The organism is Streptomyces sp. NPDC026062 (genome assembly GCF_055568375.1).
On record NZ_JBVHOQ010000019.1, the window covers coordinates 98,559 to 114,787 of the forward strand.

Annotated in this window: 12 protein-coding genes; 9 read left to right on the plus strand and 3 right to left on the minus strand. The window is 73.0% G+C overall.

Features of this window, described 5'->3' with window-relative positions; genetic code table 11:
- Nucleotides 1-67: 67 nt before the first annotated feature.
- The 3 genes from ACZ4LX_RS19270 to ACZ4LX_RS19280 form a co-directional block, all read right to left on the minus strand.
- Nucleotides 68-775: a Pvc16 family protein gene (locus ACZ4LX_RS19270; RefSeq protein ID WP_467646009.1), complete on the minus strand. Its 708-nt coding sequence runs from the start codon at nucleotides 773-775 to the stop codon at nucleotides 68-70.
- Nucleotides 772-3,969: a hypothetical protein gene (locus tag ACZ4LX_RS19275; protein ID WP_467646014.1), complete on the minus strand. Its 3,198-nt coding sequence runs from the start codon at nucleotides 3,967-3,969 to the stop codon at nucleotides 772-774. Before ACZ4LX_RS19275 ends, ACZ4LX_RS19270 begins: the two co-directional genes overlap by 4 nt.
- A gap of 318 nt (nucleotides 3,970-4,287) precedes the next feature.
- Nucleotides 4,288-5,031: a helix-turn-helix transcriptional regulator gene (locus ACZ4LX_RS19280; RefSeq protein ID WP_467646195.1), complete on the minus strand. Its 744-nt coding sequence runs from the start codon at nucleotides 5,029-5,031 to the stop codon at nucleotides 4,288-4,290.
- Between the two features lie 232 nt (nucleotides 5,032-5,263).
- On the opposite strand from ACZ4LX_RS19280, the gene ACZ4LX_RS19285 reads away from it, so the two are divergent.
- From ACZ4LX_RS19285 to ACZ4LX_RS19325, 9 genes are all read left to right on the plus strand, one after another.
- Nucleotides 5,264-6,568, plus strand: coding sequence for a COG1470 family protein (locus ACZ4LX_RS19285; RefSeq protein ID WP_467646198.1), 1,305 nt, complete (start codon nucleotides 5,264-5,266; stop codon nucleotides 6,566-6,568).
- Nucleotides 6,569-7,148: 580 nt separating this feature from the next.
- The gene (locus ACZ4LX_RS19290; protein ID WP_467646019.1) at nucleotides 7,149-8,675 is read left to right on the plus strand and encodes a phage tail sheath family protein; all 1,527 of its coding nucleotides are present in this window, start codon (nucleotides 7,149-7,151) and stop codon (nucleotides 8,673-8,675) included.
- A gap of 59 nt (nucleotides 8,676-8,734) precedes the next feature.
- Nucleotides 8,735-9,175 carry a phage tail protein gene (locus tag ACZ4LX_RS19295; RefSeq protein WP_072486912.1) on the plus strand — a complete coding sequence of 147 codons (441 nt, stop codon included), beginning with the start codon at nucleotides 8,735-8,737 and terminating at the stop codon, nucleotides 9,173-9,175.
- Nucleotides 9,172-9,663, plus strand: a complete 492-nt coding sequence (locus ACZ4LX_RS19300; RefSeq protein ID WP_467646028.1) for a hypothetical protein — start codon at nucleotides 9,172-9,174, stop codon at nucleotides 9,661-9,663. Before ACZ4LX_RS19295 ends, ACZ4LX_RS19300 begins: the two co-directional genes overlap by 4 nt.
- The gene (locus ACZ4LX_RS19305; RefSeq protein ID WP_326737969.1) at nucleotides 9,663-9,821 is read left to right on the plus strand and encodes a DUF6760 family protein; all 159 of its coding nucleotides are present in this window, start codon (nucleotides 9,663-9,665) and stop codon (nucleotides 9,819-9,821) included. The genes ACZ4LX_RS19300 and ACZ4LX_RS19305 overlap by 1 nt, the downstream gene beginning before the upstream one ends.
- Before the next feature lie 4 nt (nucleotides 9,822-9,825).
- Nucleotides 9,826-13,038 (plus strand): hypothetical protein, encoded by a 3,213-nt coding sequence (locus ACZ4LX_RS19310; protein WP_467646036.1) that lies wholly within the window; start codon nucleotides 9,826-9,828, stop codon nucleotides 13,036-13,038.
- A gap of 205 nt (nucleotides 13,039-13,243) precedes the next feature.
- Complete coding sequence (locus ACZ4LX_RS19315; RefSeq protein ID WP_326737971.1) at nucleotides 13,244-13,669, plus strand: phage tail protein; 426 nt, start codon at nucleotides 13,244-13,246, stop codon at nucleotides 13,667-13,669.
- A 61-nt stretch (nucleotides 13,670-13,730) separates the two neighbouring features.
- Entirely contained in the window at nucleotides 13,731-14,453 is a 723-nt protein-coding gene (locus ACZ4LX_RS19320) for a CIS tube protein (RefSeq protein WP_467646041.1), read from the plus strand.
- On the plus strand, nucleotides 14,450-16,222 hold the full coding sequence (locus tag ACZ4LX_RS19325) for a VgrG-related protein (RefSeq protein ID WP_467646044.1): 1,773 nt from the start codon (nucleotides 14,450-14,452) through the stop codon (nucleotides 16,220-16,222). Before ACZ4LX_RS19320 ends, ACZ4LX_RS19325 begins: the two co-directional genes overlap by 4 nt.
- Nucleotides 16,223-16,229 lie beyond the last annotated feature (7 nt).

Sequence of the window (16,229 nt, forward strand, 5' to 3'; positions counted from 1 at the left end):
GGGGTGCTGTCCGCCGACGGGAGGCCGTCCGGTTCCCGGACTTCGGCCGGGGTCTCGTACACCGTGGTCACCGCGCCGGGCCTCCACGCCTGCGCCGTCCCGGCGGCAGCTGACGTTCACGTTCCGCGGCGAAGCCCTCCCCGGCGGGGTCCGACGCACCGTCGTAGCGCAGCCGGCGTCCCGGCTCGGTCGCCTCGCCGTCCCGCTCGGGAGCCGTACGCACCAGCAGGCCCTCGGTGACCGGCGGTCCGACGGCCGTCACCTCGCCGGCCAGCGGTGCCCACACCCGCAGGTCGATCGCGGCCTTCAGCTCGCCGCCGAGCGCGGACCACACGTCCACGGTGGACGGCCGGTCGCCGGAGCCCGCGGACGCGGCCTCCACCTCGACCGGAAGGCCCAGCGTGGCGAGGCTGCCCGTGAGCATCCGGTCGGGCAGCACGTCCGTACGGATCACACAGCGCAACACCTCGGAGAGCAGCCGGTGTTCGTCCTGCGGGCGGTTGGTCCACGCGGTCAGCAGATAGGTCAGCTCGAACCAGCGCGCAGGTGCCCGCCGCCCCGTGACCACGCCCTCGTCGTCGTACTCCTCGGCCGTGCCGGTACGGCGGCGGGTGGCGTCCTCGCGGATGCCGTAGAGGAAGACGCTGACCGTGGGAGCGTTGCGCCGCGCGGACCAGTCCCTCGTCGGGGCGTCGAAGACCAGGTCCACGCCGCTCTCCTCCAGGCCGGCGTCGACCAGCAACAGCCGCAGCCCTTCGTCGACTTCGTGGATCACCTGCGTCCCACCTCGTCCGGCGGGACGATGGTGCCCGCCACCACCAGGAAGTCGGTGGTGACCGGGCTGAACCCGGGCCCCGACGCGGTGATGGTGCGCGGCCCGGTGCGGTCCTTCACCAGGATCAGCAGCTGCGCGATGAAGGTGCCGTCGCCGCCCGGCCGGGCCGGCGGAGCGGTCGCGGTGATCCCCGGCTTCCAGGTGAGCTTCACCGGTACGCCCGGCGGGAAGTCCTTGCCGCGCACCGAGGTGACGAATCCCGGCTTGCCGACCTCGGGCACCGAGATGATGCGCGGCTGGAGGATGCGCAGCGGGATCCGGGAGACGTTGTCGCTCCGGTCCGCGTCGGTGCCGCTCGTGGTCAGCGTCCCGGTGATCTTCGTCCGCAGGGCCCGGTCCGGGGCGAGCACCACACGCAGCACCGAGGAGGCGCCCGGCGAGAGGTCGGGCAGTGCGCACACCCCGGCCACGCAGCCGGCGGGGAGGGTGGCCACCGGGATACCGGCGGGCAGCCCGAGCCGCAGCCGCAGGCCGGTGGCGAGAGCGTTCTTCCCGTTGCGGACGGTGTACGTCACCACGACCCGCCCGCCCACGTATCCGGGGCTGGGCTGGGCCCGCACGACGACCCCGGGGCCGGCCTCGGGCTCGGGCGGGAGAGGGGCGGGCGGCTGTGCGGGCGGCGGGGGAGCGGGGGCCGGCGGTGCCGACGGGGACGGGCTGGGCGGCGCGGGGGCGTCGACGACCTCGACGGACGTGCCGGTGGCGTTGTCCGTCGGGTTCGGGTCGACGACCGCTCCGGTGACGGACCAGCCGATCTGCCAGGGCCCTGTCGTGACACCCGTGAGTGTCGCGGTGACCTCCACCTCGTCGCCCGGCGCGAGCAGGCCCAGGTCGCAGCTGGGCGAACCGGCGCCGCAGGAACCGGCGTCGGTGCTGAGCTCCTCCAGGCGCACGCCCGGCGGTACGTCGGCGACGAGGGTGGTGCCGGGGGAGGGCGCGGGGCCCCGGTTGGTGACGGTGACCGTCGCCGTCACCGTGGAACCGGTCTCCACCGAGGGGGCGACCGGCGGCGCGGTCAGCAGGAGGTCGACCTGCTGCTGGAAGGCGGGCTCCTTCTGGCGGCCCGGCAGATCGGCGGTCAGCGGGGTCAGCGTGCCCGTGGCGAGGTCGAGTTCGGAGAGCTGCTCGGGCGAGTTCGGCGCGATGTCCCGGCGGGAGCTGAGCACCAGCCGCTTCGCGTCCGCCGACCAGGCCACGTCACGCGGCTGGTAGGGCCCGGTCGCCGTGACGTCGGGGATCTGCGCGCGGCACGCGGTGGAGTCGTTGCGACGGGAGGACGGCAGCACGACCCGGCAGTCCTTGCCGGTCGGCGAGGTGACGACGACGCTGGCCCGGTGGTTGATCTGGTCGGCGCGGTCCTTGCGGTTGAAGGCGATGGCCGTGCCGTCGGGGGAGAAGGCGGGGCTGTCGTCGATCACCTTGCACTCGCCCGGGCAGCCGGTGACGCTGAGGTCCTCCTGCCGGCCGAGCTTGCCGAGGGCGTCCACCGGGGCGGTCCAGACGTGCTTGATCCCGCCGAGGCCCCGGATCACCTGGTTGCGGGTGAAGGCCAGCAGGGTGCCGTCCGAGGACCAGGTGGGCTGGGCGTCGGCGCCCGCCACCTCTCCCGCGGGCGGGACGACCTCGCCGAGGATCCTTCCCGAGGCGACGTCGGCGACGAGCACCTTGCTCGGTCCGGCCGCGTCACCCACACCTCCCGGAGAGGTCCGGGTGAAGGCCAGCTTGGTGCCGTCGGGGGAGAAGGAGGGGTCGGTGTCCCAGTCCTGGGGGCCCCGTCCCTCCAGCTTCATCTCCACCGGGTTCGTACCGTCGGCGTCGGCCATCCAGATCCGCTGGACCCGCCGGCTGTCCACGGTCGCGAAGCGGGTCACGGCGATGTTCCTGCCGTCGGGCGTGTACGTCTGCCGCTCGGTCCAGGGGTCGTAGCCGACACCCGGGTGGAACAGCGGGTCGTCGGCGGGGTTCTCACTGGTGTTGGTACGCGCGTCCGGGTCCTCGCGCAGCACGTCGAGCCGGAGGTCGCGGGGGTCCGATCCGTCCTGCCGCATGTCCTGGAGCGTGACGAGGTCGGGGTCCTCGGTGGTCCTGTGGGTGACGACCACGTTCCAGGACTCCGCCGTCCCGACCACGGCGGGCGACTCCATCTGACGGTCCTCGTCGAGCTTCATCACGGGAACCGCGTCGGTGAACGAACCGAGCCGGTACACATGGTCGTAGTCGGTGCATCCGCATTCGGTGTTGGGGCTGAGGAAGACCAGATCCTCGCCGTCCGGCGCCCAGGCGGCGGAGCGGGCGCCCCAGCCGGCGAAGTCGCCGGTCAGCAGGGGGCGGCCGGTCCCCGGCCCCCGGGTGACCCGCAGCCGGTACCCGGTGTCGGTGTCCGACTCCGGTTCCTGGCGCAGGGTGTACACGACGACTTCCCGGTGGGCGTCGTCGTTCACCGGATTCCACTCCGGCTCGCTCGCGTCGCCCTCGGTGGCGTCGCTGATGCAGGTGACCGTCCCGCCGTCGAGGTCACGTGCGTAGATCTGCGTGCCCGGTTCGGGGCCGCCGTCGCTCGCGTACGCGATCCGGGTGCCGTCCGGGGAGAGCGTCGGGTGGGTCTCGTCGGCGGACGAGTCCGTCAGCCGGTGCAGGTCCTGGCCGTCGACGCGTACCGACCAGAGGTCGCGCTGGGTGGGCTGCGCGGCCCCCGGATCAGCCGCGTCGAAGACCACGGTCCGTCCGTCGGGGGAGAGTTCGGGGTGCGCGGCGTCGAGCCCCTTGGTGAGCTTGCGGATGGTGTTGTCCGTTCCGCGTATGTACACCTGGGGCTTCGCCTCGTCGCGCAGGCTGGTGAAGACCAGGGTCCTGCCCTGTCCGAAGGAGTCCTGGTCGTAATGGGCGGGGACGTCGGCGGGGAACAGGTCCTTCGAGGTCGTCACGGATGTGCGCAGCCCGAGGCTGCGGTGTCCGGTGCCGGCGAAGGCGATCCGCCCGGTGTCCGCCACCGGCCCGGCCGTGGCGGCGAGTGCCTCCGTAGCGCCTTGCGGGGCGGACACGGAGCCCGCCACGAGGAGCGGGGTCAGCAACACCACGACACCGCTCAGCCGGCGCAACCGGAATCGGCGTGCCCGGACAGCAGGACCGCCCACGGTCCACCTCACAGTCTGGTCGATGGTTCTCCTACACAAGCATCAGGCCCGCGCGGCGATGGCGACAGGGCCCGGAGTACCCGGAACGAGGGAAGTCCGGGTGCCCTTTGCGGCTGCCCGCCACCGGACGGCGGCCCATCCGCCCCCGGACCGGCCCCCGCGCCCCGGGACCGCGGGTGCCGGCGCGCGGCGTCCGGGCACCGTGGGGGCAACTGCCGTTGCCCCCAAGGCCTCTCGTACGGATCGTGCTGGGCCCGGCCCGGACGGAGGACCCCGGTTCCGCCGGGCGGGAGGACCGCCCGCCCGGTGGCGGACGGCTCAGATGAGGCCGTGCCGCATGGCGTAGCCCACCGCGTGGGCCCGGTTGCGCAGATCGAGCCGCGTCGCCACCTCGTGCAGCACGTTCTTGACGGTCCGTTCGGAGTACGACGTCTTCTGCGCTATCTCCGCGGTGCCGTACCCCTCCGACACCAGCCTGATCATCTCCGCCTCCCGCGCGGTGAGGGTGGAGAGGGAGAGCCCCCGGGGGTCCAGCACCGTGCGGTGCAGGCTGCTGACATGGTCGAGGAGTTTGCCCAGGAGGTCGCCCGGCAGCACTCCTTCGCCCTTGGCGATCGCCGTGACCAGGTGGACGAGACGGTCCTGGTCGGCCTCCCCGCGCCTCAGCACGGCGGCGACGCCGTACTCGATCAGGGTTTGGAGCGCTCCCGCCTCGAAGAAACCGACGACGAGACCGGTGCGGGTGGAGGTGTTGCGCTGAAGACGGTGCAGGAGCTGAATGGTGGGGTCGTTCACCACGTCGACCACGACCAGGGAGACCTGGGCGCGGTCGGCGTCCTCCTCCGTTGCCAGCTCGATCTCCGGGCGCAGGCGCAGCTGGTGCACCACGCCGGTCTGAAGGATCAGGTCCTCCGCGTACACCGCTACGGAGATCCTGCCCGACGGGGTGCCTCCCGGGTGGGGGGAGGACGTGCGCTGAGTGGGGAGTTCGGGCGCGGACGGTCTGCGGCTGCGGCTGTCCGCCGTCCCTGGGCCCATCGCTTCTGTCGTGGTCGTCGTCATGGTCATGTGCTCGTCCTTCTTCTCAGCCGCTTCCGTCGGTACCCGATATGTCAGATCTCGTCCTCGCGCGTTCAACGGCGGAACCGGGGGATCTGGCCCGGGGGTGTGGTGCCGGGGCGGGCAGATGTGCCGTCAGGGCAGCTGCGCTGCCCGCACATTGCCCTCCCGCCTCTGCAGGCGGGGACGGTGCGCGGCCTAACGTCGCAGGGTGACCACATCTGCCGAATTCGACATACCCGCGGTGACGGTGTCGCCAGGCGCCGAGGCGACGACCACGCTGACCGTCCGCAACGACGGCGACATCGTCGAGGCCTACACCCTCGAAGTGGTCGGTGACTGTGCGGCATGGACCACGGTGGAACCGCAGCGGGTCTCCCTCTACCCCGGCACCTCCGAGACCGTGACGGTGCGGCTCGCGCCGCCCCGGTCCCACGAGGTCAAGGCGGGCGAGGTCCCGCTGGGCGTACGTGTCCTGCCGGCCGAGCACCCCGAGTCGGTGGCCGTCCCCGAGGCGACGGTGACCGTCGAGCCGTTCCGTGAACTCCGGGCGCGGCTGGAGCCGGGCCGTCGCAGGGGCTGGATGCGCGCCCGGTTCCGCACCTCCGTGCAGAACCGGGGCAACACCCCCGTCGACGTGGTGTTCAACGGGAAACAGGAGGGGGAGGAACTCCGCCTCGCCTTCACGCCGGAACGCCGGAGCCTTCAGCCGGGCGAGTCCGCCGAGGTGGGCCTGCGGGTGCGGGCCCGGAAACTGATCTGGTTCGGAGCTCCGGTCAACTGGCCGTTCGAGGTCGGGGCCGTGGACAGCGAGACGGCCGACAGCGAGGCCGAGCAGCCCGGCAGGGCGGAGCCCCTGCCCGGCGAGTTCGCGCAGCTTCCGCTGCTCCCGAAGTGGCTGCTGATTCTTCTCGCGGCGCTGATCGCCCTGCTGCTGGCGTGGTTCGCGCTGGTGCGGCCGGAGATCCGCAGCAGTGCCAAGGAGGCCGGGGCCAAGGCGGTCCAGGAGGAGCGGGAGCGGCCGCAGGGCGGTGCGGCGGCCGGCGGCAGTACCGGTGGCGACGCCACGGCCGGTGCGCAGGGCCAGGAGCAGGGCGAGGGTGCCACGGCCGGCGCGGGCGGGTCCGGCGGCGGCGGGAACGGCGGCTCCGGATCGACGGGCGGCGTGGGCGGGCTGAACGCCCAGCAGAGCTCGGAGACCATCGACGTACAGACGGATGCCGGATCCAAGCAGGACGGGACGTATCCGGTCCCGGCAGGAAAGGTATTCGGCGTCACCGACATCGTGGTGGCCAACTTCCAGGGCGACGAAGGGGTGGTGACCATCTCGTTCGGAGAGCGGAAGATCACTACCATCGCGCTGGAGACGTTCCGCAATCAGGACTATCACTGGGTCACCCCCATTCGGATTCAGGAGAACGAGAAGGTCACCGCTTCCGTGACCTGCTCGAAGCCGGGCACTCCGGCGACCGGTAAGCAGGCCTCCAAGTGCCACCAAGTACTCAATGTCAGTGGTGTGCTGAGCGATATCGCACCGTAGGAACGATAGCGTCGGATTCCTGCCCGCCAGTTCCGGGAATGTGAACAAAAAGCGGCTTAGCCAGTGCAAATCATCACGTGATCGGACGTCAGGGTGTGCTTCTTCACACCCGTTTCGGGCAGGCAACCAAATCTCCGGATCGGTCATCGACCGGTGAATACCAGGATGTCGTGGGTCATTCCCGGTCTTTTGCCGGTGGACGGATCCGCTCGTACTGCGAACGCCCGCGCTCACCGGAGCGGATACCGGATCTCCACGTCTCTGCGGGAACCGTGGGAATCCGGCCGCTCCGGTCGCGCAAATCCATAATTTCTGGCTGAAATCAAGCCTTTGCGCCGCGCCGCGGTTGTGTCGCCATCGCCGGTCCGCTGCCGATCCCCCGGGGTCGCCGACCGGCCATGTGGCGGCCGAGACGGAAGCGGCGGCCGAGGCGGATGTTCCCGGAGGGCCCCGCTGGGCGCCCGGGGTGCCCGGGAAGGCAGTGGACCTGCCCCGGGGCCGGGACTCCGAGGCCTACCAAGCGCAGACATCCCCGGGCAAGACTGGACACGCGAACGACTGACCACCCGAAGGAGCGAGCATGCCGTCGTACCTCACCCCAGGTGTATACGTGGAGGAGGTGCAGTCCGGAGCACGGCCCATCGAGGGAGTCGGCACCGCGGTCGCAGCCTTCGTCGGGTTCGCGGAGACCGGTCCCTTCCACCGGCCGACGCTGGTGACGAGCTGGGACCAGTACGTGTCGACCTTCGGCACCTTCACCCCCGACACGTACCTGACGCTGGCCGTCCACGGCTACTTCAGCAACGGCGGCGGCGCGGCCTACATTGTGCGCATCGGCGGCCCCGCGGAGGACGCGCCCCAGGGCTCGACGCCCGCGGCGGCCCCGTCCGTGGCCATCGGCGGTTTCCTGATCTCCGCCAAGCCGGGCGCCGGTGACGGCCTCTCCGTCGAGGTCGCCGACCCCGAGGGCGAGAACGCTCCGGAGGACCGGTTCCGGCTGCTGGTGCGCCAGGGCGGCAAGGTGGCGGAGACGTACGACACCTCCGTACGCAAGAACGTCAAGGGCTACCTGGTCACCCAGGCCCGCCAGTCCAAGCTCATCGAGGTCACCGAGCAGCCCGGTGCGGCGCAGACCCGCCCCGAGAAGCAGAGCCTCTCCCTCGCGCCGTCCGCCCCCGACGCGGGCACCACCGCCCGGACCGGCCCGACCGAGTACGTCGGTGACGCGTCGGCCCGCACGGGCATCGCGGCCCTGGAGGCGATCGACGAGATCACCATGGTCGCCGTCCCGGACCTGATGAGCGCCCACCGCCGTGGCGACATCGACGACGAGGGTGTCAGGGCCGTACAGCTGGCCGTCATCGCGCACTGCGAGCAGATGGGCGACCGGGTCGCCGTCCTGGACACCCCGCCGGGCATGAACGCCCAGCGCGTCCGCACCTGGCGCAACGACGACGCCGGCTACGACTCGCGCTACGCCACCGTGTACTACCCCTGGCTCAAGGTCCTCGACCCGGCGACCGGCCAGCAGACCCTGATTCCGCCGAGCGGCCACGTCGCCGGCGTCTGGGCCCGCAGCGACGCCGAGCGCGGGGTGCACAAGGCGCCCGCCAACGAGGTCATCCGGGGCGCTCTGGACCTGGAACTCCGCCTGAGCAAGGGCGAGCAGGACCTGCTGAACCCGATCGGCGTCAACTGTGTCCGCGCCTTCCCCGGCCGGGGCATCCGCATCTGGGGCGCCCGGACGCTCGCGTCCGACCCCGCCTGGCGCTACCTCAACGTGCGCCGCCTCTTCAACTACCTGGAGGAGTCCATCCTCCTGGGCACCCAGTGGGTGGTCTTCGAGCCGAACGACGACCGTCTCTGGTCGAGCATCCGGCGCAACGTCACCGCCTTCCTCACCGAGGAATGGCGCAGGGGCGCGCTCTTCGGCCGGACGGCGGAAGAGGCCTTCTACGTCAAGTGCGACCGTGACAACAACCCGCAGGAGTCCATCGACCTCGGCCAGGTCGTCTGCGAGATCGGCGTCGCCCCGGTGAAGCCCGCGGAGTTCGTGATCTTCCGTCTCTCGCAGTTCTCCGACAGCACCAGCCTCGTCGACGAGTGACCCGTCCTCGTCGAGGACTGACCCCGCAGACAAACGAACGGAACAGGTGACACACAGTCATGGCAGAGGGCGATGCTCTTTCCACCCACGTCTTCGGCGTGCAGCTCGGCGGCTATCTCGTGGAGTCGATCCAGGAGATCAGCGGGCTGACCGTCGAGGAAGAAGTCGTCGAGGTCCGTCAGGTGACCGCCGAGGGCAAGCAGATCATCCGCAAGCAGCCCGGCGCGCGCCAGGCCGGTGAGGTGACGATCACCCGCGGGCTCGACAAGAGCAGCGAGTTCACCAAGTGGATCAAGGAGACGCTCAACAACGGAGCCGTCGACACCGCACGCCAGAACCTCACCATCGAGATCAAGGACTCGAAGGGTGAGACCGTGCGGCGCATCCAGCTGATGCAGGGCTGGGCCAGCAAGTGGGAGGGCCCCTCGCTGAAGGCCGGCGAGTCCAGCGCGGCGACGGAGTCGGTGACCATCACCTTCGAGGAGATCGTCGTCGAATGAGGCGCAGGACCGTTTCCGGCGGCGGCCTCGACGAGGTCCTGGACTCCCTCGCCGCCGCCGCGCCCGCCCCGAGGGAGGAGGCCCCGACGCCTCCTCCCGCCCGGGAGCGGGACCGTCAGGACCTGCGTACGGAGTTCGAGTTCGAGCTCCCGCGCGGGTACGTCGACGACGAGGGGCAGGTCCACCGGAGCGGGTCGATGCGGCTCGCCACGGCGCGGGACGAACTGCGTCCGCAGATCGACCTGCGGGTCAAGGAGAACCCCGCGTACCTGAGCGTGGTGCTGCTGAGCCAGGTGATCACCCGGCTCGGCACCATCACGGATGTGCACGCGGGGGTGGTGGAGCGGATGTACGCCACGGACGTGGCGTTCCTCCAGGACTTCTACCGCCGCATCAACAGCGAGGGCCACACCCATGCCGCGGTGACGTGCCCGCTGTGCCACGGGTCGTTCGAGGTGGACCTCTCGGGTGAACGCCTGGGGGAATAGTGACGTACGCGCCTGCCCGGCTGCGGGAGGAGCTCGCGTACATCGCCTACCACTTCCACTGGCAGCGTGAGGACATTCTCGACCTCACCCATGGTGAGCGGCAGGAGTGGGTGAAGGAGATCGCGCGGATCAACACCCGCGTCAACGAGAGCGGGTGAGGGCGTGGACTTCAGGGACTGGTTCCGCGGGGGGAGCCGACGACAGGCCGGCGCCCCCGGCCCGACGCCCGCCGGGGCCGGCACCGGAGGCGGTACGGAACACTCCTCGGCCGGAGTCGGTACGGAAACCGCGTCCGGACCCGGCACGCGACCCTCGGCCGGACCCGATGCCGCCGGTCCCGTGCGTCCGGAGGCGGGCCGGGACTGGGACGGTGGCTGGCGGCGGGTCGCGCCACCGGCCGTGACCGTCGCCCGGTCCTCGATCGGGGTGAGCGACGGGCTGCGTTTCAGGTCCCGGCTCGCCTCGTGGCAGAACATCGCGTACGGAGGCGAGCTCGGCCACGCGGTCCTGCCCTCCGCCCCGGTGGGCCTCATCCACGGCGTGACGAAGCCGGGCACCGCCCGTCCGGCGGCCGCCCCCGGAGCCCCGCTCCTGTTGCGCGCGGCCGCCCCCGCCGGACAGGAGGAGCCGGACCGGTCCGCGTCGTCCGTCGCCCCGGCGCGTACGCCCGCCGTCCAGCGGGCCCCCGCCCGGCGCACGGGCGGTACGCAGTCCCGGAGTACGTCCGGCCGTGAACAGACGGGCCGGCAGCCCGGCCCGGACGCGACGACCGCGGCGGACCCCGCGCCCGGCCCCCGGCCGTCCGCGTCCCGGACGTCCGGCACATCCGCGGGCAGCGGAGCGGCCACCGCCTCGCGGCCCGCCCCCGTCCGACCCCGGCGCACCGCGCCGCCCCTGATCGTCGCCCGCCGGCCGGTGACGGCCCCGCGCCGCCTGGCCGCCTTCGCGCCGCCCGCACCGGCGGCCCCGGCGGAACCCTCGGCACCGGCCACCCGGGCCGGGGACACGGGCGCGCCCGCGCGGACTGACACCGGACGCTCGGCCCCCGGGGAGCGCGTGCCCACCGTCGCGCCGGAGCGTTCCGCGGACGCGCCCGCAGCTCCCGCCGTACGTCCCGCCCTGGGCAAGCCGATGCGGCAACTGCCGCCCGGCGCGGCCCCGCTCGGCGCGCCCGCCCCGGAACGGAGCGCGCCCTCCGGTCCGGCCGCGTCACAGGGACCGGCCCTGCCCGTGGTCCAGCGGCAGACGTCGGACACCGCCGCGACCACGACCGCCCCCGGTGCGAATGCGTCCTCCACGACCACGTCCGGTGCCCCGTCGGCACCCTCCACCGGGCGGGACCGGCAGACCACGGACCGGCAGACCACGGGAGGCAGGGCGCCGGACCGGCAGACCACGGGCGGGAAGGCGGCTGGCCGTCAGGCGGCGGACCGTCGGCTTCCGGGAACCGGTGCCGCCCCGGCGTCCGGGACCGCAGCCACCCGGCCCGGCACACCCGGTCCTCAGCCCTCCGTCCAGCGTGCTCCCGCACCCTCCACGCGCGGCTCGGGGACGCCCGCCCCGGCCGACGCTCCCGCCTCCCCCTCCCAGGGCCCGGGTTCGCAGGCCCGCACCCGGGGAGGGCTCGGCGCGCCCCTCTCCGCGCTCCCGCCGACCGCGGGCACCGCGAACGACGCCCCGTTGCTGGGCGATCCCCGTCGCACACGGCCCGGAACCACGGGCCCGCTGACGGGCGGCCCGGCGGCGGGCGGGGCCACGGCGTCCGCGCCCTCCCCGCAGGCCCCTTCCCCGCTGGCCCCTTCCTCCTCGCAGGCGCCCACCGCGATGCCCCTGCGCGCACCGGCCCAGCCCGGGGCCGGAGCCGCGTCGGCCTCCCCGCAGCAGGCAGCCGTACAGCGCGCCACGGACCCCGCCCACGCCCGCACCTCCACGCCCTCGTCCTCGTCGCCGTCCGCCTCCACCGCCCCGGCCACCCCTCCCGCCCCCGTACGCGTCCGGCGGATCACCCCGCAGGGTGCCCAGGGAGCGGTGCCGGGCCCGGCCACGGGTGGCGGACGTGGTCCGGTGGCGGTCCAGCGGCCGCGCGCCCTGCTCGCCGGACGGACGCTGAGCGTGCGTACCGGAGCGGCCGAGGGGTTCACGGCGCCGGTATCGGCCACCACCACACGGCCCGTCGTGGCGGCCACCTGGCGGCGGGACGCCCGGCAGCCGGGCTCCGACGGGCAGCGGCACTCCGGTGGCGGCGCCCGGCCGGAGAGCCGGCAGGACGGCCCGTCCGGCCCGGCCCACCCCGCGACGGTCCAGCGGTCCGTGTCCGGCCCCCAGCGGTCGGGTCCTCAGCAGCCCGGCCCCCAGCGGTCGGGCCCGCAGCAGTCCGGCCCCCAGTCGTCCGGCCCCCAGTCGTCCGGCCCCCAGCAGTCCGGAGCGCCCTCCCCGGGTGCCCGGACGCAGGCGCCTTCGACCCCGTCACGCCGTACGGCCCCGCGCGCAGACGCACCGGGCGGAGGCGCGAGGGCCGGGGGCGCCGGGGAGACCGCCGCCGACCGGCCCGTCGCGCCCCGGCCCGTCGCACGCTCCTTCGCGCGGCTGGTCCAGCGCTCGGCGCGCGGCGCCACCCCGTCCGGGCCGCCCCTGCCCGCAGGGGAACGCTTCGCGCGCCCCGCCACCCGTACGCCCGAACTTCCGCCCACCGCACGGCAGTCCGCCACCCCCGCACCACAGTCCGGCCGGCCCGCGGAGTCCACCGGACCCGGCGCGCACGCACCGTCCACCGCGCAGGGCGGGGCCCCCGGGCCGGCCGCCAGGCCCGCCGCGCCCGCACCGGCTGCCGCGTCACCCGTCCCGGTGGTGCGCCCCCATCCGCCCGGATCCGCCAGGCCCGGGGGCCCCGCCGTGCCGGTGCAGCGGCTCCAGATGCCGGTGGTTCCCGAGACCGGCGCACCCGCCACCGGACCGGCGCCGGCCACCGACGCCCCGCCCGGCGCGCCGCTCGACCTCGCCGTGCGCGCGTCACGCCCCGTACCGGCCCGGCCCGGCGGAGTCCAGGGCGGCGGTGGCCCGGGCGGCCCCGCGCCCCGGAGCCCTGCCCCCGGCAACCGCACCCCGGACGCACGGACCCAGGCGGTCCAGCGGGCGATGACCGAGGCGGGGCTCGCCGGAGTCCCCGTACGGGCGGTCCAGGCGAAGCCCGCCCGTACCCCCGCCGCACCGGCGGCACCGGCCGCCACCGGTAAGCCGGGCGCGGACGAGGGTGCGGACGGGGTGGACATCGAGGACCTTGCCCGCCGGCTGCTCGACCCGGTCAGCAGACTGATCCGGGCGGACCTGCGCAGAGGACGGGAACGCTCCGGACGGCCCTACGACGGCCGCCGCTGAACCCCGCGCCCCGCCCCGCCCGCCGGTCCGCCCACGGGCGGTGCGGAGAACGCACGCACCACCCGCGACACCGGACGAGAGCGCTCCAAGAACCCGCAGAACCCGCAGAACCCGCAGAACCCGCAGAACCCGCAGCATCCGCAGCACCGGACGAAGACGCTCCACCCCCGCAGCACCCACGGACAGCAGAGAAGACGAGAAGCACATGACGGACAACATCTTCGCGACGAGCGTGTTCTTCAAGCTCGCCATCGGAGGAAGCGACCTCGGGGCCTTCCACACCTGCTCCGGTCTGGGCGCCGAGGTGGAGCTGGAGCAGTACGCCGAGGGCGGCAACAACGGCTTCACCTGGCAGCTGCCGGGGCGGATCACCTGGACCAACATCACGCTGACCCGCCCCGTCACCGCCGACACCCTGAAGATCGCGCGATGGCTGAACGAGACGACACAGCGGGTGGAACGCAAGGACGGCGAGATCGTCGCACTGCGTCCGGACCTCAGCCGGATCATCAGCTGGCAGGTCCAGGGCATCGTGCCGGTGCGCTGGCAGGGGCCCTCCTTCGACCCGTCCAGCTCCGAGGCGGCGATCGAGACCCTGGAGATCGCGCACGAGGGCCTGGTGCCGTCCTGATGGGCCGTCCGCTGCCTGGTACCCGAGCCGATGACCGAGACGAGCAGGAAGGAGGAGCACCATGCCCTCAGCCGCCCGCACGAGCCGTGCCCGTGCCCAGTTGACCATCATGGAGCCGCCGTCGGACGTGGGCGCCAAACCGGCCGGCACCCTCGCCCGGCTCACGCTCCAGTTCAATCCGGCGACGCTCTCCCTGAGCAAGAGCACCGAGTGGCGGCGTACGCCGTCCCGGACGGCCGGCGAGTCCGCGCTGCCCGAGTTCGTGGGCAGCGGGCCCCGGTCGCTGTCCCTGGACGTCTTCCTGGACGCCACCGCCACCCACGACAACTCGGTGGAGGCGGCCGTCGAGCAGCTGATGACGGCGTGTGTGCCCACCCCCAGCAGCCTCGGCCGCAAGAAGCCGTCGAGCCCCTGGGTGCGCTTCGACTGGGGGACGTCCAAGACGACGTCGTTCGACGGGGTCCTCTCCAGCCTCTCCGTCTCGTACACGCTCTTCGACGTCGACGGGAAGCCGCTGCGCGCCACCTGCTCCCTCTCGATCGAGGAGGCGAGCGTCGACCCGGCCGGCCAGAACCCCACGTCCGGATCGAAGGAGGCCCGCCGCACCCACCGGGTCGTCGCCGGTGACAGCCTGCCGCTGCTCGCCTGGCGCGAATACGGTGACGCCACCGCGTGGCGCACGATCGCCGAGGCCAACGACATCGACGACCCCATGCAGCTCGCCCCGGGCACCGAACTCCTCGTGCCCGGACTGGAAGAACACGCCTCGGAGGGCACCCGGTGACCGCACCCGCCCGCTCCTTCGCCGCCGACCCGATCGTCGAGATCCCCGCCGAACTCCCCCAGGCCTGGGCCTCCCAGCTGGTGAGCTGCGCGGTCGACGAGAACGTCGGACTGCCGGACACCGCCGTACTGACCTACCGGGATCCGTACCACACGCTGCTCACCAAGACCGGGATCACCATCGGCAGCCCGCTGAAGATCTCCGTGGTCACCGTCCAGGAACAGGCGAAGGAACGGCTGTTCACCGGTGAGGTCACCGCGCTCGAACTCGACAGCGACACCACCGGATCCTTCACCGTCGTCCGCGCCTTCTCCAAGGCCCACCGGCTCCAGCGCGGGCGGAAGGTGGTGGCCTACCGCAACATGAAGGCCGCCGACATCGTCCGCAAGGTCGCCGCCGGTGCCGGACTCACCTGCGGGAAGGTCGAGGCGGCGCCCGTCATGTACAAGCAGCTCACCCAGCCCAACGTCTCGGACTGGGACTTCCTCCAGTACCTGGCGGGCGAGAGCGGCGCGCACGTACGGGTGGACGAGAAGGGGCTGCTTCAGTTCGTGAAGCCGAAGCCCGCGGCCTCCGCGCCCTCCCCCTCCACCTCCGCCACCCGGCATCCGATGGTGCTGGAGTACGGACGCAACCTGCTGGCCCTGCGTGCCGTGCTGACCGGCGCGGACGGGGCGGACAGCGTCGAGGTGCGCGGCTGGGACGTGGAGAACAAGACCCGGCTGGTGGCACGCGAACAGTCCATCCGCTCCACCACGGTGGTTCCCGGGATGAGCCCGTCCGCCGCGGCCGGGGCGTTCGGCCCGAACGCGCGGATGACGGTCACCGACACCCCGTACCGGACCCAGGCCGAGGCCGGTTCGGTCGCCGGGGCGGTCGCCGCCCGGGTCAGCTCGGGCTTCGGGGAGATCGAGGCGGTCGCCGAGGGCAACCCCCGGCTCCGGGCCGGTGAACCCGTCGCCCTCGGCAACGTCGGGCCCGCGTTCGCCGGCCGCTACACGGCGACCGCGGCCCACCACGTCCTCGACCCGCAGGGCGGATACCGCACGACCGTGCTGGTCAGCGCCGCCCCCGACCGCTCCCTGAGCGGCCTCACCGGCGGCTCCGACGCGCCGCCGCGCGGCCCCCGCATCCCGGGCCTGGCGATCGGTGTGGTCACCGACATCCGCGAGGGCAGGGGCAAGGGCGAACGCGGCTCGGTCAAGCTCAAGTTCCCCTGGCTCGACGACACCTATGTGTCCGACTGGGTCCGTACGGTGCAGTGGGGCGGCCAGGGCGGCGGCGGGGTGTTCAGCCCCGAGGTCAACGACGAGGTGCTGGTCGGCTTCGAGCAGGGCCTGCTGGACAGCCCCTATGTGCTGGGCGGTCTCTACAACGGCGTCGACAAGCCGTCGCCCCATGACGTACCACTGGTCGACGCGACCAGCGGCAAGGTCAACCGCCGTTCCCTGGTGTCCCGTTCGGGCAACCGGATCGAACTGCTCGACACCCCGCGCGGCCCGTCCGGCGTGCGGCTGGCCACCGGCGACAAGCAGCTGGAGGTCACCCTGGACGAGCGGAAGGGTGAGATCGCGCTGAAGGTGTTCGCCCGGGGCACCTCCCGGGTGCTGAGCTCGATCTCCCTCGGCCGGTCCGGGATCACGCTCGACGCCGGCACGGGGAACGTGAACGTGAAGGGAGCCTCGGTGAACATCAACGGAAAGACCGGGGTCACCGTGGACGGCGGCCTGCTCGCCGTCCTCAAGGCAAGACTCATCCGGATCAACTGATTCCCGA

Excerpts from the sequence above, each read along its gene's own strand:
- ACZ4LX_RS19320 (WP_467646041.1), top strand. The coding sequence starts at position 13,731 with ATGCCCTCAGCCGCCCGCACGAGCCGTGCCCGTGCCCAGTTGACCATC.
- ACZ4LX_RS19315 (WP_326737971.1), top strand. The coding sequence starts at position 13,244 with ATGACGGACAACATCTTCGCGACGAGCGTGTTCTTCAAGCTCGCCATC.
- ACZ4LX_RS19290 (WP_467646019.1), top strand. The coding sequence starts at position 7,149 with ATGCCGTCGTACCTCACCCCAGGTGTATACGTGGAGGAGGTGCAGTCC.
- ACZ4LX_RS19295 (WP_072486912.1), top strand. The coding sequence starts at position 8,735 with ATGGCAGAGGGCGATGCTCTTTCCACCCACGTCTTCGGCGTGCAGCTC.
- ACZ4LX_RS19300 (WP_467646028.1), top strand. The coding sequence starts at position 9,172 with ATGAGGCGCAGGACCGTTTCCGGCGGCGGCCTCGACGAGGTCCTGGAC.
- ACZ4LX_RS19280 (WP_467646195.1), bottom strand. The coding sequence starts at position 5,031 with ATGACGACGACCACGACAGAAGCGATGGGCCCAGGGACGGCGGACAGC.